Source organism: Paenarthrobacter sp. Z7-10 (assembly GCF_026932795.1).
Taxonomy (GTDB): domain Bacteria; phylum Actinomycetota; class Actinomycetes; order Actinomycetales; family Micrococcaceae; genus Arthrobacter_M.
Genome location: NZ_JADPVH010000020.1, coordinates 31,606 through 54,628 on the forward strand (window position 1 = coordinate 31,606; position 23,023 = coordinate 54,628).

Genomic DNA, 23,023 nt, shown 5'->3' on the forward strand with positions numbered 1-23,023 from the left:
TCCGCCGGGCACTACCCCCGTCTTAGCGTGGAGCTATGACGACAGGAAGCACACAAATTCAGCAGCATGGCACGACCCGTTCCGCCGCCGTCGCGGCCCAGGGACTGCATAAGACCTATGGCCGGGCAGAGACCCAAGTAGCCGCCCTGCGGGGTGTCGACATCGACTTTGATGCCGGCAAATTTACCGCCATCATGGGTCCCTCCGGCTCCGGCAAATCGACGCTGATGCATTGCCTGGCCGGTCTGGACAGCGTGGACGCAGGATCCGTTCGGATTGGCGGAACCGAAATTACCACCCTGTCGGACAAGGCACTGACCATGCTGCGCCGGGACCGGGTGGGCTTCGTCTTCCAGGCGTTTAACCGGGTGCCCACGCTGACGGCCGAGCAGAACATCACCTTGCCCGTGTCGCTGGCCGGTGGCCGGCTGGACCGGGAATGGTTTGCCTCGGTGACCACTTCGCTGGGTCTGACCGACCGGCTCAAACACCGTCCGCACCAGCTTTCCGGCGGACAGCAGCAGCGGGTAGCCGTTGCCCGGGCGCTGCTGACCCGCCCGGATGTCATTTTCGGCGATGAGCCGACCGGCAACCTGGATTCCCGCGCGGGCGCCGAGGTCTTGGGCATGCTGCGCCGCAGCTCCCGGGAGGAGGGTCAGAGCATCATCATGGTGACGCACGATCCGATCGCCGCCTCCTACGCGGACCGGGTGGTCTTGATGAACGACGGCGAATTGGTGGGCGAGCTGCTGGAACCAACGGCCGAGTCGGTCCTGGCTGCCCTGGCGAAGCTGCGGCCTGACGCATGCTCACCGTTGCCCTCGCCGAGCTGAAAACGCATGCCCGGCGCTTTATCGCGATTTCGCTGGCGGTGCTTCTGGCCGTTGCCTTCCTTGCCGCCACGCTGATGGTGAGCTCCTCCACCCAAGCGACCCTAAAAGCCAGCGTGGGTCAGGCCTTCGCCAAGGCAGACCTGATCATTTCCGCCCCGGCAGGCAAAACGCTGAACCTCGCAGCCGCAGAGGCCGTAGGCAAACTCGGGATGGTGCAGTCCAGTTACGCCCAGATCACCAGCCCCATCCAAGTCAACACGGACTCCGGTACGCTGTCCGGGACCATCACTAACACTTCGCCCACTCCAGCGCTGGAAGCCACCGTTGTTACCTCAGGCCGGCTCCCCTCCTCCGCCGACGAGGTAGTGGTTGACTCGACCACCGCTTCCCGGCAGCACCTCCAGCTGGGCAGCACGATCAGCCTCTCCGCGCTGCACAACGAGGGCGCCAGTTCCGGCCCTGCCGCTATCCCCGTAACAGTGGTCGGCATCATGACTCCCAGCCACGATCCACGGCTCGCTGCCGAGTCCCAGTTCGTCGCCGGTACGGACACCGTGACGCAACTTGCTGGCGCCACGTCCTCCGCAGCCTCAGCGGCGTCGTCTGCGTCTGCTCCTCCGTTGGTGAGCACCATCCAGCTCAAGCTTTCCGGGGCAGCGGACCAGAGCGCGGTCCAGGCCATACAGCAGGCGCTGCGGGGCGCCGGATTCCCGGCAGCGACCGTGCTGACCGCGGACCAGCAAACCACCCACGCCGTGGCCGGTTTCACCGGCGGCGCTGACCAACTGACCATCATCTTGCTGGCGTTCGCCGGCATCGCGATTGTGGTCTCCGCGCTGGTGGTGTCCAACACCTTCTCGGTCCTGATAGCCCAGCGCACCCGGGAGTTGGCGCTGCTGCGCTGCGTGGGCGCCGGGCGCGGGCAGATCCGCCGTTCGGTGCTGCTCGAGGCCCTGCTGGTGGGCCTGACTGCGTCCGTGCTGGGCGTGCTCGCGGCTGTCGGGGTGATGGCATCCCTCATCGCCGTGCTGCGCAACAATCCGGACTACCAGTTCGCAACCCTGGCCGTGCCGCCCACAGCCATCGCGGCTGGACTGGTGGCCGGTACCGTGCTGACCCTGGTCGCTGCACTGGTGCCGGCCCGTGCGGCGACGGCAGTTGCTCCGCTGGCGGCCCTGCGTCCCCTCGATGATGCGTCACTGAAGAACAGGCGCGGCGTCCTACGGCTGAGCAGCGGGGCACTGCTGGTGCTGGTCGGCGGTGCGGCACTTGTCTATGGTTCCGCCAGCTCCACGCTGCTGTTGGCGCTGCCCGGGGGCGCGGCATCCTTCGTGGGCGTGCTGCTGTGCGCCAGCCTCTTCATTCCGGCCGTTGTGGCCGCTGCGGGGCGGGTTGCGGCACCCTTCGGTGTGCCAGGCAAGCTTGCCGCCGTCAACGCGGTCCGAAACCCGGCACGAACCGCCGCAACTGCCGCAGCGCTGCTGATCGGCGTGACGTTGGTGACCATGATGATGACCGGCGCGGCCACCGCGAGGAATGCCTTCGACAGTACCCTTAACGCCCATTACCCAGTGGATGCCTCCGTGTCCGGTCCTGCCCGGGACGGGCGCGCGCTCACTCAGGACCAAGTCCTGGCCGCCTCCCGGCTGGCCGGAGTGCAGGCCGCTGCCCTGCTGCCGACCGTCGGTGTTGCCACGCTCGACGGCGGTCAGGTGCCGGTTTACGGGATATCGAGCGCCGATGCCGCCGCCATGCTGGCGACCTCAGCCAACCCCGTCGCACCCGGCGTCCTGCTGGCGCCGAAGGGAATCACCGCGACCAGTACCACCGTGACCTCCGGCTCAGTGACCAAGCAGCTGCCGGTGCAGGCAGCCAGCACCCGGGAGTTCCCGGCGCTGGTCAATCTGGAGACGCTGCCAGCCGCGGCCAGTACAGCAGACTCCAGCGCGGCGGGCTCCAGCGCGCCGGGCTCCGGCACTGAGGCTGCAGGCACGTCGACAGCTGGGGCATCGAATCTGGTCTGGCTGAAGCTTGACGATTCCCTGAACCAGCAACAACTGCTGGACCTGCGCAGCCAACTGGCCCAGACCCTCAACGTCGATGACTACCAGGTCCAAGGCGGGGCACTGGAAAAGGCCACCTTTGGTCAGGTAGTTGACCTCCTGCTCCTGGTGGTGACGGCCCTGCTCGGGGTAGCAGTGCTGATCGCGCTGATTGGCGTGGCCAACACACTGTCCTTGTCGGTCCTGGAACGCACCCGCGAAAATTCGCTGCTGCGCGCCCTGGGTCTGACGCGGAGCCAGTTGCGCACCATGCTGGCAATCGAAGCCGTGCTGATTGCAGGTGTGGCCGCCGTCATGGGATCCGTTCTAGGTGTCCTCTACGGCTGGCTCGGGGCTCAATCCGCCCTCGGAACCTTTGCCACTGTTACGGCAACCGTGCCTTGGGGCCAGGTGCTGCTGGTGGTGCTGATTGCCGCTGGAGCCGGCTTGGCGGCCTCGGTCATCCCAGCCCGGCGTGCGGCCCGCCTCTCCCCCCGTGGAAGGCCTCGCAGCCGAATAGACGCGGCTCCCGATGGGCTAACGAGCGCGTTGACCGGAAACGGGCAGCAAACAAGTGGACCGGAACCGGCGGCTAATAGTGGGTCCGGAGTCGGATAGTTATTTTTTGAAAGGTGTACGATTCAAGCTATCGAAAAATGTATGCGGCATCCAACAGCTAAAAATGCCATACGCGGGGCAGGACCGCTCAAGCCTCGGCCTGACTCAAGCGGCGGTCGGCCTCATCAGCCCTTGATCCCGATCACCCTTCGGCCGGTGCCGGCTCTTCGTACCGGGGGAAGATCGGCGCGGGAGCCGGGAGGGCCGTGCCGGGCACCAGCGGAGTGGCGACCGCCGCGAAAAGCCGTGCGTCGTCGTCGTCCGCTGTGCCCTGACCCAGGACGTCCAGCAACTTCGCCGCTGCGGTGGGCATTACCGGCTGCACCAGAATCGACACGATCCGCAGCACTTCCAGCGTTACGTACAGGACGGTGTTCATCCGGGCGAGGTCAGTCTTGCGCAGTACCCAGGGCTGCTGCTCGGCGAAGTAGGCGTTGGTGTCCCCCAGCACGGTCCAGATCTGCTCCAGCGAACGATGGAAATCCTGCAGCTCGTAGGCGGCGCGGGACGATTCCAGCAGCGCACCGACCTGATCCAGCAGGGCCTGGTCCGCAGCCGTGAATTCCCCCGGCTCGGGCACCTTAGCCTCGCAGTTATTGGCCACCATCGAGAGCGACCGCTGGGCCAGATTGCCCAGGTTGTTGGCGAGGTCGGCGTTCATCCGGCCCACGATGGCGTCGTGGCTGTATGAACCGTCCGCCCCGAAGGGCACCTCGCGGAGCAGGAAAAAGCGCACCTGGTCAAGCCCGTACTGGGCCACCCAGTCCGCAGGGGCAACGACATTGCCAAGCGACTTGGACATCTTGACCCCGTTGTTCTGCAGAAAGCCGTGGATCATTACCCGCTTGGGCAGCGCGATCCCGGCGGACATCAGGAAGGCCGGCCAGTACACCGCGTGGAAGCGGGAGATGTCCTTGCCGATGATGTGCACGTCGGCGGGCCAGTACTTCCGGAAGCCCTCCGAGTCCGTATCCGGATAGCCGACGCCGGTCAGATAGTTGGTCAGGGCGTCCACCCAGACGTACATCACGTGGTCCGGATTGCCCGGCACTGGAACGCCCCAGTCGAAGGTGGTCCGGCTGATGGACAGGTCCTCCAGCCCGCCCTTAACGAAGCTGATGACCTCGTTGAAACGGCTTCGCGGCGCACCGAATTCGGGATGATCCGCGTAGAGCGCCAGCAGTTTGTCCTGGTAGTTGGACAGCCGAAAGAAGTAACTCTCCTCCTCGGTCCAGGTCAGCTCCGTGTCCGTGGACTTCGAGTAACGGATGCCGTCCCCGCGCAGTTCCGTCTCGTCCTCGCCGTAGTAAGCCTCGTCGCGGACCGAATACCAGCCCTCGTACTTGCCCAGGTAAATGTCCCCCGCCTCTTCCATCTTCTTCCAAATGGCCTGGGAGGCGGCGTAGTGGTCCGCGTCCGTGGTCCGGATGAAGCGGTCGTAGGAAATACCCAGGGCGCCGTGTGCCTCCTGGTAAACCTTCGCGTTGCGGTCCACCAACTCCTTTGACGTGATGCCCTCCTTCTCGGCGGCCTGGGCAATTTTCATGCCGTGCTCGTCGGTGCCGGTCAGGAACATCACGTCGAAGCCGTCCAGCCGCTTGAACCGGGCCATCGCGTCGGTGGCGATGTACTCGTAGGCGTGCCCGATGTGCGGAACGCCGTTGGGGTACGTAATGGCGGTGGTGAGGTAATACGGAGTCTTGGGCTCAGGTGTCGGTGTCACGTTAAGAAATTACCCTGCTTTGGATGGAATTCCGCATTTATGGAGGGACCGCGGCGGTGAGCACACGACACCCTGCGCTCGTCCCAGGAGTTAGCTAGAATAGCTACATGGTCACCGCCAATGTTCACCAGGCAAAAACGAACCTGTCCAAACTCCTTGATGCTGCCGACCGGGGTGAAGAAGTGGTCATTACCCGCAGGGGCTCCGGTTCGAACAGGTTTGTGCTCAAACCGGCAAATAGCCCCGCCACCGGCGGTCTCTTTGGATCGCTGCGGGGCAAAATCCAATTGTCGTCCGACTACGACGACGGCGACGCGGAGATCGCAAGGATGTTCGAGGCGGCCTTGGACCGCCGGGGCAAAGACCGGTCATGAAGCTGCTGCTGGATACGAACGCCATGCTTTGGATAGCCGCGGGCGACCCCTCCGTCAGCGGGAGAGTCCGCACGAGTTTGGAGACTGCGGAACAAGTGATCTTTTCCGTGGCTTCCTTGTGGGAGATCGCCATTAAAGTTTCCCTGAAGAAGCTCGCGCCGATTCCCGAGCTGGCATCACGCTTCCAAGCGAATGGCGCCCTGCGTCTTGGTATTGAGGACCGACACCTGGAAATCCTCCCGGGGCTGCCGTTCCTTCATCGTGACCCCTTCGACCGCCTGCTCATTGCGCAGGCCAAGGCGGATAATCTGACGGTGGTCACTGCAGATAAGATGTTCTCCCGCTATGGAATCCCGGTTCTGGATCTCCGGGATTAGCATCTCCGAGGGCAGCCACCGGCTCCGGTGGTGGGGCTGGATGCCCCGCCCCGGTACTTCCGCTCGCGGGGTTCCGATGGCCTTGCCTACAATTGCACCAAAGGCGATCACGGAATGGGGAGCGAATGCGCGAAGCCGATGCCGGTGCCCAGGCGCGCTGGGACAGAGCAGCCCAAATGGCAGAGGGCTTGACCGACCTGGGTATCGGCGGTGCCGTCCGGCGGTACTTCTTGGTGATCGTTCCGCTGACCTTTGTAATCGCGCTGGGAGTTGGATTCGCCCTAGCAGCCTTTTGGCCCGAGATATACGATGATTTCTTTCATACGGGGGTCTATCTGGGCCTTATGCTGGCAGGTGTCGGTGTCTCTGTCGTCGGTTTGGTCTACAGGAGCAGGACCGTCGGAGCTATGGTCCGGCCCCGGCAGATTGGTGTTACAGTCGGCCTGAAGGGTGACGAAGTCAAGCATGTCCGGCGTCAGATACTGGCAAAAGATCCAATCGATTTAACCCAGCTAACGGTCCTCAAAGCAGCTGCTGTTCAGTTTCGGGAGAAACTGGCCAAACAGTTGCTCACCTCGCCGGGGATCGTGATTTTTCTCTCCGGGCAAGCTGCGGCCCGAGGAATAAGGTCCGGCTTCGATGTCATGATAATCGCGGTCCTGTTGGTTATGGTTGGGCTTGTCGGATCCTTGGCCCACCAATTTCGACGAACCGGCGTCTTCCTTGCAGCAACCGGACCCGCCGCAGCCGACGATAGCAACCCGCAGAGCTAACGCGCACGCTGTCCTCTAAATCCGGTCTTTCCGTCCAGCTGACGGCCAGGCCCCCGGATTCAGCCCTCCAGGTCCACTTCGCGGGCCATGGTGGCGCCGATCTCCGTCCGGATGACGTCCAGCACGGTCTGCGGGACGGAGCTGTCCACGGTGAGCAGGGACAGTGCCTGGCCGCCCTGGGAGTTCCGGGCCACCTGCATGCCGGCGATGTTGACGCCGTTTTCGCCCAAAATGCGGCCCAGGCTGCCGATCACACCGGGACGGTCCTGGTAGGAAAGCACCACCAGGTGCTCGCTGATCGGAATCTCCACGTCGTAGCCGTTGACGCCGACCAGCTTTTCGATTTGCTTGGGACCTGTCAGCGTCCCGGAGACGGAGATCTGCGAGCCGTCGGATAGCGCGCCGCGGATGGTAAGCACGTTGCGGTAGTCCTTGGACTCCGTCGAGGTGATCAGCCGGGTGTTGATGCCGCGCTGCTCGGCCAGAATGGGTGCGTTGACGTAGGAGACCTGTTCGGAGACGACGTCCTTGAAGACGCCCTTCAGTGCGGCCAGTTCCAGGGCTTTGACGTCATGGACGGCGATCTCGCCGGCCACTTCGATGTCGATCTGGGTGACTGAGTCATGCGTGAGCGCGGTGAAAATGCGTCCCAGCTTCTCAATCAGGGGGATGCCCGGCCGAACTTCGGGGGCAATCACACCGCCGGCGACGTTGACGGCGTCGGGCACCAGTTCACCGGCCAGCGCCAGCCGGACCGACTTGGCCACCGAAACGCCCGCCTTCTCCTGTGCCTCATCCGTGGAGGCGCCAAGGTGCGGGGTGACCACCACATTGTCCAGCGCGAAGAACGGCAGGTCGGTGCTGGGCTCCTTGACGAAGACATCAATCCCGGCGCCGGCGATCTTGCCTTCGGTCAGGGCGGTGTACAGGGCCTGCTCGTCAACCAGGCCACCGCGGGCGACGTTAATGATGTACGCGGTGTCCTTCATTTTGTCGAAGGCTTCCGTGCCGATCATGCCCAGCGTCTCCGGAGTTTTGGGCATGTGAATGGTGATGAAGTCGCTCTGCTCCAACAGCTCATCCAATGTCACCAGCCGGACTCCGAGCTGGGCGGCGCGGGCGGAGGTGATGTACGGGTCGTAGGCCAGCACCTCCATGTCGAATCCCTGCGCCCGGGCGGTGATCAGGGCGCCGATGCGTCCCAGTCCGATGATGCCGAGTTTCTTCTCATAAAGTTCGGTTCCGGTGTACTTGGAGCGCTTCCACTCACCGTTTTTGAGCGCGGAACTCGCAGCCGGGATGTGCCGGGCCAGGCTCAACAGGTGACCAACGGTCAGCTCCGCGGCGGAGACGATGTTGGAGGTGGGCGCGTTCACCACCATCACACCAGCCTGCGTGGCCGTCTTGATGTCCACATTGTCCAACCCCACACCGGCGCGCGCTATCACCTTCAGCCTCGATGCGACACCAAGGGCCTCGGCATCCACTTGCGTAGCGGAGCGGACCAGGATAGCGTCGGCGTCCACTATGGCGGCAAGCAGCGCGGATCGGTCCGCTCCATCGCAGTGACGGATCTCAAAATCCGGGCCCAACGCTTCGATCGTGGCGGGCGAAAGTTCTTCCGCAAGGAGTACAACGGGCTTGGTAACTGTCACCGGGAACCTCTTTAGCTTTCGTGGATCAGGAGTATGGAGGAAGCCGGACCCCTGCTGAAGGAGCCCGGCTTCCTTGCCGAACGGGTGGCCGACGACGACGGCCCGTTTTGAGTGGGTGCCGATGTGCTGCCCGGGAGCGGCTTCGGGCGCCCGCGATGGGCCCACAGCTGCGAGGGCCCCGACACGAGCTTGCGAGTGTTGGGAGCAGCTGGGGACGGGCGGGGCAGTCATCGGCACCCGCGGATGGCCGTCGTCGTCGTCCGCAGTTGCGGGACTAGCGGGCGACTGAACCTTCGGTGTAGTCGTCCTCGTTCTTGATCCAGGAGAACAGCTTGCGCAGCTCGCGGCCGGTGCTTTCGATCGGGTGATCCTCGCCCTTCTGGCGCAGCGCCTTGAACTCCGGCGCACCGGCATCCTGATCGTCGATGAAGCGCTGAGCGAAGGTACCGTCCTGGATGTCCTTCAGCACCGCCTTCATGTTCTCCTTCACGTGGGCGTCAATGACCCGCGGGCCGGAGACATAGTCACCGTATTCGGCCGTGTCGGAAACACTCCAGCGCTGCTTGGCGATGCCACCCTCGACCATCAGGTCCACGATGAGCTTGAGCTCGTGCAGCACCTCGAAGTACGCAACCTCGGGCTTGTAGCCGGCCTCGGTCAGGGTCTCGAAGCCGTACTGGATCAGCTGCGAGGCGCCGCCGCACAGGACGGCCTGCTCGCCGAAAAGGTCAGTCTCGGTCTCTTCGGTGAACGTCGTCTTGATGACGCCGGCACGGGTTCCGCCAATCGCTTTGGCGTAGGACAGGGCCAGTTCCCAGGCCTTGCCGGAGGGATCCTGCTCGACGGCGATCAGGTCCGGCACGCCGCGGCCGGCTTCGAATTCGCGGCGCACAATGTGCCCCGGACCCTTCGGAGCCACCAGCGCCACATCGACGTCGGCCGGAGCCTTTATGTAGCCGTAGCGGATATTGAAGCCATGGCCGAAGAACAGCGCGTCGCCGGCCTGCAGGTTCGGGGCGATGTCATCGGCGTAAACATGGCGCTGCACCTGGTCCGGGGTGAGGACCATGATCAGGTCCGCTTCGGCGACGGCGTCGGCCACGTTGAGCACGCGCAGGCCCTCGGCTTCGGCCTTGGCACGGGACTTGGAGCCGTCCTTCAGGCCGACGCGGACGTCGACACCGGAATCACGCAGGCTCAGGGCATGGGCATGTCCCTGGCTTCCGTATCCGATGACGGCCACGGTGCGGCCCTGGATCACGGACAGATCGGCGTCATCGTCATAGAACAGCTCGGTCACTTGTTACTCCCTCAATAGTTACGGTGTTTCGAATGGCTTGAATGGGTGGTGTGGCTTGTATGAGTCGAATGGCTTACATGGGTGCGGTGGTTTGGATGGCCGGGGTGCTCAGGCGGACCGTAGCGCGCGGTCGCTCATGGAACGCGATCCCCGTCCGATGGCCAGCGTGCCGGACTGCACAATTTCCCGGACGCCGAAGGGCTCCAGCACGTTCAGCAGCGCGGCGAGCTTATCCGGGTGGCCGGTGGCCTCAATGGTCAACGAATCGGTGGAAACGTCGATCACGGAGGCACGGAAGAGGTCTGCAGCCTGGGTGACCTGCAGCCTGGTGGCGGCGTCCGCACGCACCTTGACCATGATGTGGTCGCGCTGCACGGAATTGTCGGAAACGAGCTCCACAATCTTGATTACATTGATCAGTTTGTTCAGCTGCTTGGTGACCTGTTCAATCAGGTCACCCTCGGCGTCGACCACCACCGTCATCCGGGAAATCCCGGTGATCTCGGTGGGGCCCACGGCCAAAGAATTGATGTTGAAGGCGCGCCGGGCAAAAAGGCTGGCCACGCGGGTCAGAACGCCGGGCTTGTCCTCCACCAGCACCGAAAGTGTGTGCCTGGTCATCTCTAGTCCTCCTCTTCCCACGCCGGGGTCAGGTTGCGGGCAACCTGGATCTGATCGTTACTGACTCCGGAGGGGACCATCGGCCACACCATCGAGTTGGGACTGACCACGAAGTCGATGACGACGGGCCGGTCGTTGATGGCCAGCGCGGCTTCGATGGTGGCGTCAATGTCCTCGTCACGTTCACAGCGCAGACCGGCGCAGCCGTAGGCTTCCGCCAGTTTCACGAAGTCCGGAATGCGCACCGTGTTGTGCCCGGTGTTCAGGTCCGTGTGCGAATACCTGCCCTCGTAGAACAGGGTCTGCCACTGCCGCACCATGCCGAGGGAGGAATTGTTGATGATCGCGACCTTGATCGGGATGTTGTTGATCGCGCAGGTGGCCAGTTCCTGGTTGGTCATCTGGAAGCAGCCATCGCCGTCGATGGCCCAAACCACCCGGTCCGGGTTTCCCACCTTGGCACCCATCGCCGCCGGCACCGCGTACCCCATGGTTCCCGCGCCGCCGGAGTTCAGCCAGGAGTGCGGGCGCTCATACTTGATGAACTGTGCCGCCCACATCTGGTGCTGGCCAACGCCTGCAACATAGACCGCGTCGGGAATGACCCGCTGCGGGGCGGAGAGGCCGTCGTCGGGCTCGGTCCAGCCCAGCGAGTAGGTGTCGCGGAGATTCGTCAGGAAAGCCCACCAGTCGGTCAGCTCCGGCCGGCCCTTCTGCTCGAACTCCGCCCTGACCGCGTCGGCCAGATCGGGGATAATTTCCTTGACCGAGCCAACGATCGGCACGTCGGCCAGCCGGTTTTTGGAAATTTCCGCGGGGTCAACATCGGCGTGGATGATTTTCGCGAAGGGCGCGAACGTGTGCAGCACGCCGGTTACCCGGTCATCAAAGCGCGCTCCGAGGGTGATCAGCAGGTCTGACTGCTGCAGGGCCGTGACGGCCGAGACGGAACCATGCATGCCGGGCATCCCGACATGCAGCGGATGCGAATCCGGAAAGGCACCGCGGGCCATCAGCGTGGTGACCACCGGTGCGCCGGTCAGTTCCGCCAGCGCCAGGAGCTCAACCGAGGCGTGCGCCTTGATCACGCCGCCGCCGACGTAAAGCACCGGCTTCTTAGCCTCGGCGATCAGCCGGGCGGCCTCCCGCAGCTGCTTGGCGTGCCCACGGGACACCGGACGGTAACCGGGCAGATCGATGGTGGGCGGCCAGGAGAACGTCATTTGTCCCTGCTGGGCATCCTTGGCCACGTCCACCAGCACGGGTCCGGGCCGCCCGGTGCCGGCAAGGTGAAAGGCCTCAGCCAGCACCCGCGGGATCTCGTTGGGATCGGTGACGAGATAGGAGTGTTTGGTCACGGGCATGGTGATGCCCACGATGTCCGCCTCCTGGAAGGCATCGGTGCCAATCACCGAACTGGAGACCTGGCCGGTGATGGCGACCATGGGCACCGAATCCATGTGCGCATCCATGATCGCTGTGACCAGGTTGGTGGCGCCGGGGCCGGAGGTGGCAATGCACACGCCGACCTCTCCGGTGACCATCGCATACCCTTGGGCGGCATGGCCGGCGCCCTGCTCGTGCCGGACCAGCACATGGTTCATGGACGAGGCCATCAGCGGATCGTAGGTGGGCAGGATGGCTCCGCCGGGAAGTCCGAAAATATCCTTGACGCCGAGCTCCTCGAGGGAGCGCACAATGGCCTGCGAGCCACTCATCTGCGTGGGTCCGACGACGTTATTGGGACCCTGCACCGGCGAGGCAGCGGCCACTGTTCCCTGCGTGCCGGTAAGCGGCGTTCCCGCGGCGGGAGCGGCATGGCCTGGCGACTTGTTGGCCATCAGTGCTGGACTGATGGGCGATCCTTTACTCATCGGATTCTTCCTTCATGGAACAAGCGTTCACACTGGTTGCTGAATGGTCCTGGTTCGAATAGTCCTGGTTCGAGTGGTCCTGGTTCGAGTTGCTGGTAAGTCGCCGCTGATGGTGGAAACAAAAAAACCCCTCAGCCGGTGGGCTCTGCGAGGGGTTTGCGCGTGGCAGTGATCAAATCTGTATCACCGGCCGGACCGTAGCTTTTGTAAAGCTATCCGATCACGCGCCTGGTAAGAAGGACTACAGATACGAGCTGCATATCTGTAGTTTTCCGTTCCCGCCGCAGGGTGTCAACCGGAGACTTCCTCGTCTCACTATCTGAGATTACTCTTGCGCTCCCGCCTCCCGCATCCGGACGATGTGCCCAGCTGCGGGAGGCGCCGGCCCGTCAGCCGCAGTAGGCGCCGGTGGAGGCCGAGTGGACCAGCTTGGCGTACTTTGCCAGCACGCCCTTGGTGAACTTCGCCGGCAGCGGCTCCCAGCCGATCTTCCGCCCCTCCAGTTCCGCCTCATCGACCAGCAGGTCAAAGGTCCGGGCCGCTATATCCACCCGGATCGGATCGCCGTCGCGCACAAAGGCGATGGGACCGCCGTCGACCGCTTCCGGTGCAACGTGACCGATGCACAGCCCGGTGGTCCCACCGGAGAAGCGCCCGTCCGTCAGCAGCAGCACGTCCTTGCCCAGGCCGGCACCCTTGATGGCGCCGGTGATGGCGAGCATCTCGCGCATGCCGGGACCGCCCTTGGGACCCTCGTAGCGGATGACGACGACGTCCCCCTTGTTAATGCTGCCCTCTTTGAGTGCGGCCAGGGCTCCCTGCTCACGCTCGAAAACCCGCGCCGGGCCCTCGAAGATATCGGCGTCGAAGCCGGCACTCTTCACCACGGCGCCTTCCGGAGCCATCGAACCGTGCAGGATGGTGATGCCGCCAGTCTTATGGATTGGGTTGTCCAAAGCGCGCAGGATTTTCCCGTCCACATCCGGCGGATTGATTTCTGCCAGGTTTTCCGCCACCGTCTTGCCGGTGACGGTCAGGCAATCGCCGTGCAGCAGGCCGGCTTCCAGCAGCGCCTTCATGATGACCGGCACGCCGCCGATCTTGTCCACATCGAACATCACGTACCGGCCGAAAGGCTTCAGGTCCCCCAAGTGCGGGATCTTGTCGCCAATCCGGTTGAAGTCCTCCAGGGTCAGGTCCACCTCCGCCTCGCGGGCAATGGCGAGCAGGTGCAGCACCGCATTGGTGGAACCGCCGAACGCCATGGTGACGGCGATGGCATTTTCGAACGCCTTCTTGGTCATGATGTCCCGGGCGGTGATGCCCAGGCGGAGCAGGTTCACCACGGCCTCGCCGGACCGGTGCGCAAACACATCACGGCGGCGGTCTGCCGACGGCGGGGCGGCGGAGCCGGGCAGCGACATGCCCAGCGCCTCGCCGATGCAGGCCATGGTGTTGGCGGTGTACATGCCGCCGCAGGCACCCTCGCCGGGACAGATGGCGCGCTCAATCCGGCCCAGGTCCTCCTCGCTCATCTTCCCCGCAGCGCAGGCTCCGACGGCCTCGAAGGCGTCGATCAGGGTGACTTCCTTCTCTTGGCCATCCTCGAGCTTCACAAACCCCGGCATGATCGAGCCGGCGTAGAGGAACACCGCGGCCAGGTCCAGGCGGGCCGCGGCCATCAGCATGCCGGGCAGCGACTTATCGCAGCCAGCCAGCAGCACCGAGCCGTCGATGCGCTCGGCCTCCATGACCGTCTCCACCGAATCCGCGATGACTTCGCGGGACACCAGGGAGAAGTGCATGCCCTCGTGGCCCATCGAGATGCCGTCCGAAACGGAGATGGTGCCGAACTGCATGGGGAATCCGCCGGCGGAGAACACGCCCTCCTTGGCTCCCTGGGCCAACCGGTTCAGCGAAAGGTTGCATGGGGTAATTTCGTTCCATGAGCTGGCGACGCCGATCTGCGGCTTGGCGAAGTCTTCGTCGCCCATCCCCACTGCGCGCAGCATTCCCCGGGAGGGAGCCGCTGCGATGCCGTCCGTGACGACCCTGCTCCGCGGTTTAATGTCTGGTTTTCCGTCCGACGCACCGGCCGTTTGTGTCTGCGAATTCGTCTCCACGCTCATGCCTTGAGTCTAGGGCTGTGGCGTGGCGCCGGACCAACCTGGAAGGCGTTGACGGCCTAAATCGGTCCAACATTACGGCTGGCGGCAGGGCGAATCAGGTTGTGCGGCAGCTGTTCGTAGACTGGGGAGGTGACCACCAGCGAAGTGCTCAAGGAATCCCTGCGCCGGATTTTCGACACCCAGATCCCCAATTACGGTGACTACAACCTCGTTTTCGCCAGCAACAGCCGCGCGGTTCTGGCGGCCGAGGCGGCCAGCGGCGGAGAGATGAAACTGCGCTGCTACGTCCTCGGATACCGGTGGCGGCCAAGTGAAATCGTGATCGCCCCCTTCAATGCGTCCACCCTCACCGCGGGCAGCGCGGCGGTCGCCATCAATATGACCAACCTGCATTCGGCGCTGAGACTGGCCAACGGGGACGTCGAGATCAGCACCAGCACGGGCCAGACCTTCCGCTTCGGTGTTCAGGCGTACGGCGAGCTACCCGACGCGCACGGCATATCCCGGGAGCTGGAACAGATAGACGACGCGGAAGACTTCGCCGAATTCATCGAATCGTTTCTCGCGGCGGCTTAGCCTCGTCCATCCCACAGGTTCCGGGAACCATGAGGATCCGGCTTACTCTCGGTCCGCGCGATAGGGGCCGGGAACCACGAGATTTTCCGGCAGCTCCCCCACCGCGAAGGCCGCAAGCTGGCGCTGCAGCAGTGCGACGATGCGCGACGGAAAGGCCGAGGTGTCTCCGCCCAGATGCGGGGTGATGAGCGCATTGGGAGCCCGCCAGATCGGATGGTCCGCGGGAATGGGCTCCGGATCGAACACATCCACCGCGGCGTGCAGCCGGCCGGAAACCACCTCGCTGGTCAGCGCCGCGGAATCGACCACCGCGCCGCGGGCCACATTAACCACCAGTGCCCCGTCCGGAAGTGCGGCCAGCAGCGGGGCATCCACCAACTGCCGGGTTGCCTCCGTCAGCGGGGTGATGACCACCAAAATGTCGTGATCCGGCGCCAACCGGAGCAGGTCGGCCGCCTCGTGGACGTGGCCGCCGTCGTCTTCCCTTGCCGTACTCCCCACCCGGGTGAGCTTGACCTCAAAGGGGGCCAGGCGCTTGGCAATCTCCGCGCCGATACCGCCCACCCCCACCAGCAACACCCGGCGGTCCGCCAGCGAAGTGCGCCGCTGCTGCCGCCACGTACCCGTGAGCTGATCGCGCGCGGCAACGTCGATTCCCCGCAGCGAGGCGAGCATCAGCCCCACCGCCAGCTCCGCCGTCGACGCAGCATGCACTCCCGCCGCACTCGCCACCGCCACACCCGGCCTCGCCGCCTCTGAGACGCCGTCGACACCTGTTGACTGCGACTGGACCAGCGTTAAACCCGCAGCGCGGCGAAGCTCCTCGCGCCACGACCCTTTATCCGCCATGTAGGGCAGGATCGCGACATCCAGCTCCTGCAGCGGCACGCCCAGCGGATCCGCGCTGAAATCCCAAACGCAGGCAGTGAGCCCGTCCGGCAGCGGTCCGACGGCGTCGAGCAGCTGCTGATCCGGAAAACTGACTGTCTTGATCACGGGGAAACGGGGCGCCATGATCCGACTGTAACTGTCGGCGGCACCGTCGGAAAGCTGCCTGCCGGACGGCCGGCGGAGAGGCCGGTGGAGCGGCCGATGCAACGACTGGTGAAACGGCTGATAACGGACCCCGGGCGCGCCGCGCTCGGGACGATGGCCCACCGGACAATGGTCCGGAGCCGATTTCGCGGCAATGAAAAAACCATGTAGAGTTACATGTCGTTGCGGAGTTCGTCAGCGGAGGAGATTCCGCCGAAAATTCTGCAATATGCCATCTGCACCTCTAGCTCAATTGGCAGAGCAATTGACTCTTAATCAATGGGTTTCGGGTTCAAGTCCCGAGGGGTGCACCAGCGAAAACCCCGTCTTTATTGGCCTAGCGGCTGGCAGAGGCGGGGTTTTTTGCTCCGCCTTCGCCAAAGGTTCATTTTGGGGGTCACTTTGGTCCCGTGACCACTCTGTGGGGGTCGTGAACATGCGCGCCGGCCTCCGCCCCGGTTGCCGTCGGTGAGGCGGCTTAGGCTGGGTCTGTGAACCCGACACCCAGCCCGAGCCCGCTCGATGTCTTCGTGCATACTGCTCCTGCCGCCGACTGGCAGGTGTGGGCTGCGTTCGCTCCGTTGCTCGCAGCGATCGTAGCGGCACTCATCGCCGTTGCAGCGCTGTGGCAGAGACGCCGCGCGGACAACCGGGCGGAATGGTGGCGCCGCGCCCAGTGGGCCCTGGATGCTTCCATGTCCGACCAGCTGAAACGGGCCGAGATGGGCCAGGAGGCCATCAATCTCCTGGGAAGGAGCAAGCTGGCAACCCGGAGGACGGTGCTCTGCTGAAAATCGGCACCGAGGACCCACTCGAAGCAGCAAACAGTGCACGGCTGGCAGAAGCTGCTGACACTGCTGCCATCTCTGACGCGGTCGAGGCACCGATCACAAGGGTGGACGGCCCCGGAACGACGCGCGACAATGAAGGGGACCACAATGACGGCACAGGCAGATAGGAGGTCGACGATGGCTATGGCACACCCGGTAACCCGTCGCAGGCCCGCTGAATCCAGCGTGGACTCGATTGCGCCCTCACGCCGCCCCGCATCGGTGAGTCCGGAGGACCGCAAGGTCCAAATTGCCGCCGCGAAGGCGCGGATCACTTTGGACAAGCTCACCGGCGACGTCACGCCTGACTGGATCATCGCCTTGTCCAAGGAAAAGCCAGAGTAGGTTTCGGCGTTCGACCTCGGATGTCCTAGCCTGACAGCCCGTTTCCGGCCCTAAAACCCTTGCGCGCCAGGACTGCCCGCTGGTATTCGCCATGCCGCCCGGATTCCTGCGATGCCAGCCGTCCGTGGCCCCTGCCTACTGAACTCCGCGGGGACGTCGTGAACGCGACCTTGGTGGCCGTTCTGCTCTCCAAGGGCGTTACCCTGGAGGCCCGCACAATCGCCGCAGCCGAGCGCGGCATCAAGAGCATTCGCTCAGCAGTAGCGGCGGTCGACGCGCTGCAAGGCTGATGCAGATACAGCGAAGCCCGGAACCCACTCCCACAATCATCAGCAGTGGCATAGCCTGTGGGAGTCGATAAGGAGTCATCATGGCCGTCAAAGACAGCAACAGCCGGGCGAAGCCGCGCAAGGAGCCCGGCACCCTGGACAAGTGGATGGCATCCGTTGACCTCTCCTTCTCACAAGAGGACTTGGTCGCCGCCCTCGAGGACATGAGGCGTAACACCACGGCTGCTGCCCTGCCTGCTCGCGACCGTGGCTTCTGGGCCCGGAATTCAGGAATTGCAACCGCGGGTGCAGCCATCGCCACCGCGTCCGTAATGAACGCCGCCGCCCGGATTCTATCCGACTCATCTGCCGTCACGGCCGCCGAGGTCGCTGAGCGCATGCACCTGTCCGCATCCACCATCCGGCACTACAAGGCGGCGCGGAAGCTCTACTCCTACCTCGTCAACGGAAAGCTGGCGTTCCCGAACTGGCAGTTCAACGACGCCGGAGACAAATCAATCCCCGCCTTGGAGGTCGTCCTCAACTCGCTCTCCGCTGACATGCACCCGCAAGCGGTGGCCGGGTTCTTCCTGACGCCCCAGCCTGACCTGGTCCTGAACTGCGAGCCAGTGTCGGCCAAGACATGGCTGGAAGCCGGCGGTAGCAAGGAGCCCGTCGTCGGTCTAGCCGAGGGCCTGACGGCCGACTACTGATGGCTGACCAGTACCCGCCGGATACGGCTGCCCTTCGAGCCCAAGGTCGCGAAACAAAAATCATTCCGGCCTCCACTGTGCTCTGGCGGGTGCACATCACCGCATCGGCCAGGGTTGTACCGTGGAACCGGCTGCGGACCTGGGGACCAGTTCCGGGTTCACGCTGGGACCCGCACCCGCTGCCTCCAGGGAACGCCGCACCCTTAGGCGCTGCGTACCTCGGTGAAGATGTGCTGACTTGCCTGGCCGAGGTCTTCCAATTGACCCGGTTCGTCGACGTCGACCGGGATGCCCCTATGTGACAGCATTTCGCACAACCCGCGACCTGGAGTTGGTTGACCTCACCGGAGACTGGCTGCTCCCCGCCGGAGCCTCGGCCCAGGTCGCCTTCGGGGAGAAGGCCCGGACGCGCGCCTGGGCACGCGCCATTCACGACGCTTGGCCGGCCGCCGACGGCGTGTACTCCCTGTCGGCGATGGCCCTGAGCCGGAGGGTCGTGACCCTTTGGACCGAGGACGCAATCCCGCCGGCTCCGGAATTCTCCTACCCACTGAATTCACCGGGCATCCTCGCCGACGTTGTGGCGGCGGCGGCAAAGATCGGCTACACCAGCAACATCGTCCTCTAGCCCTGTGGTCGAGGCGGAGTAGCCTCCTCCAGTTCCCGGACAGCGACGTTGGCCGCCCGGACAAGTAGGGTCGCAGACGGCATCACCTTCCCGGTGAGGTAAGTGGAAAGCCTCGATCCGGACGTGCCAAGCCGTGCAGCGAAGTCGGCACGCGTGAGGCCACTGGACTGGAGGGCGCTGCGGAGGAGTCCCACCACGGTTTCCCGTTCGCGCTGCTGCTGGCGGCTCTTGGCTCGGGCCAGCAGATCGGTGAACAGGTTGACCATGGCCGGGGTTTCCACCAGGGACAGCACCTCCTGGAGGTCGCCGGCAACCTTTCCCCGTGGCTGAGCGCGCAGGCGGGAGCCAATGCGCCTCCAGTCCCTCAAGTCCCCGCGGTCAATGGCAGCAAGGATGCCTTCAACGCCCCATGTGTCGATCGGGTCAGTGGGATCGATGTCGAGGTTACGGAATTTCAGGACCATCATCGACTCCTTCCACTATCGTGACGGCCAACTGCCGACAGACCGAGACCGTTTCGGACCAATCGTGCCATCGCGCGGCCAGTCCTTTGTAAGTGCTCAGTTGTGCGGTCGTGCGGGAGTCTTTCGGCGACGGGTCGGCCAATTGCCGGACAACCTGGGTGGACACTGCGGCACCATCGGAGTTCTGGTCCGCGTAATAGTCGTCCATCCCGCCCAGCACCCGCGCTGCATCGGCGATCCCCATGCCGGCGGCCATGGCGGCAACGTCAAGGTAGTCCCGGGTCTGGTTTCGCCTGGTGATGAGGAAAGCCTTGATGCGCAGGGTTTCTTGGTTCGTGGGCGCCCTCATGGTCGCGCCGGACGGGAGCTGGACGACGACGACTTCCAGTGGGCGCCGACGTATGAGCTGGCGGAGGCCCGTTTCGATGCCACCCAGCTCACCGAGAATGATTTTCCCTGGCGTGAGCCTGTTGGTGGCCCATCCGTTGTCGGCCTCCCCCGCGTCCAGAACGATTTCCAAGTTCTCCCGCAGAATGGTCAGGTCCTGGTCGCAAGAGGCCCTATGTCCGACGTACAACGCCACCGCGCTGCCGCCGGCAAGGACAGCGTCGGATACCAGCTTTTGAAGCCGGGCGGCCGTTTCAAAGACTTCAGCGAGGTCCGGGTACAGCGCCGCACGGGCAGGGAGCACGAATATCGATTCAGCGTGCTCCGCCACCGAGAACTGGCCCTCGTTGGGCTGGTCAGCGCCGCGGCGGTGCTTTGTTTCATCGGACTTGACCATAGAAACGTTTTATCACATTTGATAATGTCCTGTTTTGAGTGAAGCAGGTAACTCATCGTTTGTTGAACGACGGTAGGACGCGCTCCCGCCATACTGAAGACCTTGTCCCCTTTAGGTGTTGCTGCAGAACCTGGCAAGCCAGTGACTGTCCCGGTTGTGGTGCTCGTCGCCTTACAGACGCGGACCACCTCGGATCCGGAAACAGGAAAGGGCGGCGGAGTGTCCGGCCGCCCTTTCCTGTGGTGACAGCTATTTGGTGTTCAGCACGTTCCAGAGGATCAGGTCATGGGCGTGCCTGGCCTTGTCGTCGCCGCGGAAGTCCGCTTCCTTGACGCTCCCGCCGGTATCGATCCCGATGCTGGAAGTCGATGCGAACCGTCCCATCATCGACTTGTTGGAGAGCATGGAGACGGAACGGATGTTCCTGTAGGGCACGGACACGATGGCGAGCTTGTTGCCGACGAAACTCTTGTCCTGCAGGATGACCCGCATGTTCGTTATACCGACGAAGCCGGTGCCGACGCCGATGCAATCGTAGACGGCGTAGACGGTTTCACCCTGGAGCAGGCCCGCGTTTATCTGTGCGAGCTGCTCAGCTTTGTCGTGAATGATTTGAGTCAAGATGTCCCCTGGTTAGTTGATGGATGGGATCATTGCCGTGATTGCACCGTTAGGCGCAATTCGATCTAGCTGAACGCGCCGCGGGTACCGATTTGTCGTCGAAGCCCGGGGCGGAGGTGCTTCGACGGATCACGAGCCGTGGCTCAACGATCACACTGCCGGTCGCTCCGGGGTCCTCGATGGCGGTCAATACAAGGTCCATGCAGCGCTGCCCGAGTTCCTCGAAATCCTGGCACACGGTTGTGAGCGGCGGTGTGAAGAAACCTGATTCAGGCTGATCGTCGAAGCCCACCACGGAGATGTCCTGGGGTACCCGCACGCCAAATTCATTGAGCGCGCACAGCAGTCCCAGCGCCATCTGGTCATTGCCGACGAATATTGCTGTTGCAGAGCGTTCGACGACGAGTCTCCTGCCGATCTCGTAGCCACTGTTGGCGCTCCAGTCGCCTTTTATCAGTAGGTCGTCTTCCAGACCGGCGGAAAGCAGCGCCGAGCTCCAGCCCTCGGCCCTTGCGGCGCCGTCTATCCAGTCGAGAGGCCCAGCGATGTGCCCGATGCGGCGATGTCCCTGTTCAATCAAATGCTCGACGGCAAGCTGGGCTCCCCGTTTCTGGTTCACCATGGCGCCGCTCACGGCGGCATTTCCAAGCGATCCCACTGCCACCACGGGAACACCGGGCTTGAGCTCGGTAAGGGACAGGAGGGTTTCGGAATGCGGCAGGATGACAACGATGCCGTCGACTGCCTGGACCATCAAGTGCCTGATAGCGTCGAAAATCGCCCTTCGGCTGACAGATCTCAGCGCCGCAATGCTCACAAAATAACCAGCGTCCCGGGCCGCCTTCTCGACGCCGAGCAGTGTGCTGGCCGGCCCGTACTGCGCCAGCTCGCTGCCCAGGACACCGATGGTCTGTGAACGCCGGGTTACGAGACTCCGCGCTGCACTGTTGAGGCGGTAGTCCAGTTCAGAGATGGCAGCTTCAACCTTTGCCAGGGTGACCGCGCTCACGCTCGGATGGTTGTTGATCACCCGCGAGACGGTCTGGTGGGAAACGCCGGCCCGCTTCGCCACGTCCTCAAGCCGCGGCGCTCGCCCGATGCTTTTTGTCATGGGCTAATTGTGCGGGATCCGGTTGGGCAACCACGAATGCGGGTCGCGGGAGTCCGTGGCCGGTAACGGAGCCGAACAAACTTAGACCTCCCTATCGACACCGGCGGGAGCCCATCGCCTAAACTGCAGCCTATCCATGTGAGCGCTAACAAATATGGCGTGGGTCACTCGGTCATCTGTCACTTAGGACAGAACGGTGTTCGCAGCAGCAACCAGTGTGTGCAAGCCGCAGGGGTTATCTCAGCGCTGCGGAATCCTCAGCAGCAATCAAGGGAAACACTATGAAATTTCAGAAGTTGATCGTTGGAGCCTTGGCCGCGGGTCTGGTCCTGGGAACCGCCGCCTGCGGTACCCGCGGCGCCGCCGCCCCCGCAGCGGGAGGAGACAACAGCGGTGCCCTGGTGGGCATTGCCATGCCGACCAAGACGTCGGAGCGCTGGATCAAAGACGGGGACGCCATTAAAGCCTCCCTTGAGCAGCTTGGGTACAAAACCGACCTCGAATACGGCGACGACAAGATTCCGCAGCAGGTTCAGCAGATCAGCAACATGATTACGAAGGGCGCCAAGGTTCTCATCGTCGCATCCATTGATGGAGCCGCGTTGAGCGACCAGTTGGACAGCGCGGCGAAGGCGGGCATCAAGGTCATCGCCTATGACCGCCTGATCAACGGTAATAGGAACGTGGATTACTACACCACGTTCGACAACGAAAAAGTGGGCGTCCAGCAGGCTACGTCGCTGCTGACCGGACTTGGCGTCTTGGACAAAGACGGCAAGGAAACCGGTAAGAAGGGTCCCTTCAACGTTGAACTGTTCGCCGGCAGCCCGGATGACAACAACGCCACGTTCTTCTACAACGGTGCCATGAAGACACTGAAGAAGTACCTTGACGACGGCGCCTTGGTGGTCAAGAGCGGCCAGATCATTTCCGCTCTCACTGGCTCCGGCTACGCCACAAATGCCCTGCCCGTGATCACCGGCCAGGACGCCGAGGCAGCCTCCGTGAAGTCCATTATCGCCGGCCAGCAGTATTCGACCATCTACAAAGACACCCGGGAGCTAGGCAAGCAGGCAGTCACCATGGCCGATGACCTGCTCAAGGGCAAGACGCCCAAGGTCAACGACACCACCAGCTATGACAACAAAGCCAAGATCGTTCCGACGTTCCTGCTGCAACCCGTGGTCGTGACTAAGGATAATTACAAAAAAATCCTGATCGACGGCGGCTACTACAAGGAATCGGACCTGAAGTAGCCAACAGGCCGCGGCGGACGTTGCCGCCGCGGCCCCCGCCTGCTTCCGCACGGCGTTGCCGACTCCGGATAA

Annotated in this window: 24 protein-coding genes and 1 tRNA gene; 14 read left to right on the top strand and 11 right to left on the bottom strand. The window is 63.6% G+C overall.

Annotated features, from left to right (window positions below):
• The first annotated feature begins 35 nt into the window (after positions 1-35).
• Together IV498_RS07950 and IV498_RS07955 are read left to right on the top strand one after the other, a co-directional pair.
• Complete coding sequence (locus IV498_RS07950; RefSeq protein ID WP_269046023.1) at positions 36-833, top strand: ABC transporter ATP-binding protein; 798 nt, start codon at positions 36-38, stop codon at positions 831-833.
• The gene (locus IV498_RS07955) at positions 806-3,493 is read left to right on the top strand and encodes an ABC transporter permease (RefSeq protein ID WP_269046024.1); all 2,688 of its coding nucleotides are present in this window, start codon (positions 806-808) and stop codon (positions 3,491-3,493) included. Before IV498_RS07950 ends, IV498_RS07955 begins: the two co-directional genes overlap by 28 nt.
• 142 nt (positions 3,494-3,635) lie before the next feature.
• Here IV498_RS07955 and metG read toward each other — a convergent pair whose 3' ends face one another.
• Positions 3,636-5,216, bottom strand: coding sequence for a methionine--tRNA ligase (metG, locus tag IV498_RS07960; RefSeq protein ID WP_269046025.1), 1,581 nt, complete (start codon positions 5,214-5,216; stop codon positions 3,636-3,638).
• Positions 5,217-5,323: 107 nt separating this feature from the next.
• Here metG and IV498_RS07965 point away from each other — a divergent pair, with 107 nt between their 5' ends.
• The 3 genes from IV498_RS07965 (at position 5,324) to IV498_RS07975 (ending at position 6,740) form a co-directional block, all read left to right on the top strand.
• A complete protein-coding gene (locus tag IV498_RS07965; protein WP_269046026.1) occupies positions 5,324-5,590 on the top strand; it encodes a type II toxin-antitoxin system Phd/YefM family antitoxin in 267 nt (88 codons plus the stop codon).
• Positions 5,587-5,967 carry a type II toxin-antitoxin system VapC family toxin gene (locus tag IV498_RS07970; RefSeq protein WP_269046027.1) on the top strand — a complete coding sequence of 127 codons (381 nt, stop codon included), beginning with the start codon at positions 5,587-5,589 and terminating at the stop codon, positions 5,965-5,967. The genes IV498_RS07965 and IV498_RS07970 overlap by 4 nt, the downstream gene beginning before the upstream one ends.
• A gap of 125 nt (positions 5,968-6,092) precedes the next feature.
• The gene (locus IV498_RS07975) at positions 6,093-6,740 is read left to right on the top strand and encodes a hypothetical protein (RefSeq protein ID WP_269046028.1); all 648 of its coding nucleotides are present in this window, start codon (positions 6,093-6,095) and stop codon (positions 6,738-6,740) included.
• 59 nt (positions 6,741-6,799) lie between these two features.
• On the opposite strand, the gene serA is transcribed toward IV498_RS07975, so the two are convergent.
• From serA to ilvD, 5 genes are all read right to left on the bottom strand, one after another.
• Complete coding sequence (gene serA / locus IV498_RS07980; RefSeq protein ID WP_269046029.1) at positions 6,800-8,395, bottom strand: phosphoglycerate dehydrogenase; 1,596 nt, start codon at positions 8,393-8,395, stop codon at positions 6,800-6,802.
• Positions 8,396-8,669: 274 nt separating this feature from the next.
• Complete coding sequence (gene ilvC, locus IV498_RS07985; protein ID WP_269046030.1) at positions 8,670-9,695, bottom strand: ketol-acid reductoisomerase; 1,026 nt, start codon at positions 9,693-9,695, stop codon at positions 8,670-8,672.
• Positions 9,696-9,803: 108 nt separating this feature from the next.
• Complete coding sequence (ilvN, locus tag IV498_RS07990; RefSeq protein ID WP_269046031.1) at positions 9,804-10,316, bottom strand: acetolactate synthase small subunit; 513 nt, start codon at positions 10,314-10,316, stop codon at positions 9,804-9,806.
• A gap of 2 nt (positions 10,317-10,318) precedes the next feature.
• The gene (locus IV498_RS07995) at positions 10,319-12,190 is read right to left on the bottom strand and encodes an acetolactate synthase large subunit (protein WP_269046032.1); all 1,872 of its coding nucleotides are present in this window, start codon (positions 12,188-12,190) and stop codon (positions 10,319-10,321) included.
• 389 nt (positions 12,191-12,579) lie between these two features.
• Complete coding sequence (gene ilvD / locus IV498_RS08000; protein WP_269046033.1) at positions 12,580-14,319, bottom strand: dihydroxy-acid dehydratase; 1,740 nt, start codon at positions 14,317-14,319, stop codon at positions 12,580-12,582.
• A 129-nt stretch (positions 14,320-14,448) separates the two neighbouring features.
• Here ilvD and IV498_RS08005 point away from each other — a divergent pair, with 129 nt between their 5' ends.
• Positions 14,449-14,895 carry a hypothetical protein gene (locus tag IV498_RS08005; protein ID WP_269046034.1) on the top strand — a complete coding sequence of 149 codons (447 nt, stop codon included), beginning with the start codon at positions 14,449-14,451 and terminating at the stop codon, positions 14,893-14,895.
• A gap of 42 nt (positions 14,896-14,937) precedes the next feature.
• Here IV498_RS08005 and IV498_RS08010 read toward each other — a convergent pair whose 3' ends face one another.
• A complete protein-coding gene (locus tag IV498_RS08010) occupies positions 14,938-15,909 on the bottom strand; it encodes a 2-hydroxyacid dehydrogenase (RefSeq protein ID WP_269046035.1) in 972 nt (323 codons plus the stop codon).
• A 259-nt stretch (positions 15,910-16,168) separates the two neighbouring features.
• Here IV498_RS08010 and IV498_RS08015 point away from each other — a divergent pair.
• From IV498_RS08015 to IV498_RS08045, 7 genes are all read left to right on the top strand, one after another.
• A tRNA-Lys gene (locus IV498_RS08015) sits at positions 16,169-16,244 on the top strand.
• A gap of 177 nt (positions 16,245-16,421) precedes the next feature.
• Entirely contained in the window at positions 16,422-16,721 is a 300-nt protein-coding gene (locus tag IV498_RS08020) for a hypothetical protein (RefSeq protein ID WP_269046036.1), read from the top strand.
• Between the two features lie 177 nt (positions 16,722-16,898).
• Positions 16,899-17,105, top strand: coding sequence for a hypothetical protein (locus IV498_RS08025; protein ID WP_269046037.1), 207 nt, complete (start codon positions 16,899-16,901; stop codon positions 17,103-17,105).
• A gap of 158 nt (positions 17,106-17,263) precedes the next feature.
• Positions 17,264-17,395 (top strand): hypothetical protein, encoded by a 132-nt coding sequence (locus IV498_RS08030; RefSeq protein WP_269046038.1) that lies wholly within the window; start codon positions 17,264-17,266, stop codon positions 17,393-17,395.
• 80 nt (positions 17,396-17,475) lie between these two features.
• Complete coding sequence (locus IV498_RS08035; RefSeq protein WP_269046039.1) at positions 17,476-18,087, top strand: hypothetical protein; 612 nt, start codon at positions 17,476-17,478, stop codon at positions 18,085-18,087.
• Entirely contained in the window at positions 18,087-18,389 is a 303-nt protein-coding gene (locus IV498_RS08040; RefSeq protein WP_269046040.1) for an RES domain-containing protein, read from the top strand. Before IV498_RS08035 ends, IV498_RS08040 begins: the two co-directional genes overlap by 1 nt.
• Positions 18,386-18,715 (top strand): RES domain-containing protein, encoded by a 330-nt coding sequence (locus IV498_RS08045; RefSeq protein ID WP_269046041.1) that lies wholly within the window; start codon positions 18,386-18,388, stop codon positions 18,713-18,715. The genes IV498_RS08040 and IV498_RS08045 overlap by 4 nt, the downstream gene beginning before the upstream one ends.
• Here the strand turns inward: IV498_RS08045 and IV498_RS08050 are convergent.
• The 4 genes from IV498_RS08050 to IV498_RS08065 form a co-directional block, all read right to left on the bottom strand.
• Positions 18,712-19,182, bottom strand: a complete 471-nt coding sequence (locus IV498_RS08050; protein WP_269046042.1) for a helix-turn-helix domain-containing protein — start codon at positions 19,180-19,182, stop codon at positions 18,712-18,714. The genes IV498_RS08045 and IV498_RS08050 overlap by 4 nt on opposite strands.
• Positions 19,160-19,963 (bottom strand): hypothetical protein, encoded by an 804-nt coding sequence (locus tag IV498_RS08055; protein WP_269046043.1) that lies wholly within the window; start codon positions 19,961-19,963, stop codon positions 19,160-19,162. The genes IV498_RS08050 and IV498_RS08055 overlap by 23 nt, the downstream gene beginning before the upstream one ends.
• Before the next feature lie 249 nt (positions 19,964-20,212).
• Positions 20,213-20,584, bottom strand: a complete 372-nt coding sequence (locus IV498_RS08060; protein ID WP_269046044.1) for a PH domain-containing protein — start codon at positions 20,582-20,584, stop codon at positions 20,213-20,215.
• Between the two features lie 49 nt (positions 20,585-20,633).
• Positions 20,634-21,695: a LacI family DNA-binding transcriptional regulator gene (locus tag IV498_RS08065; protein ID WP_269046045.1), complete on the bottom strand. Its 1,062-nt coding sequence runs from the start codon at positions 21,693-21,695 to the stop codon at positions 20,634-20,636.
• 281 nt (positions 21,696-21,976) lie between these two features.
• Between IV498_RS08065 and IV498_RS08070 the strand changes: the two genes are divergently transcribed.
• A complete protein-coding gene (locus IV498_RS08070) occupies positions 21,977-22,951 on the top strand; it encodes a substrate-binding domain-containing protein (protein ID WP_269046046.1) in 975 nt (324 codons plus the stop codon).
• Positions 22,952-23,023: the final 72 nt, after the last annotated feature.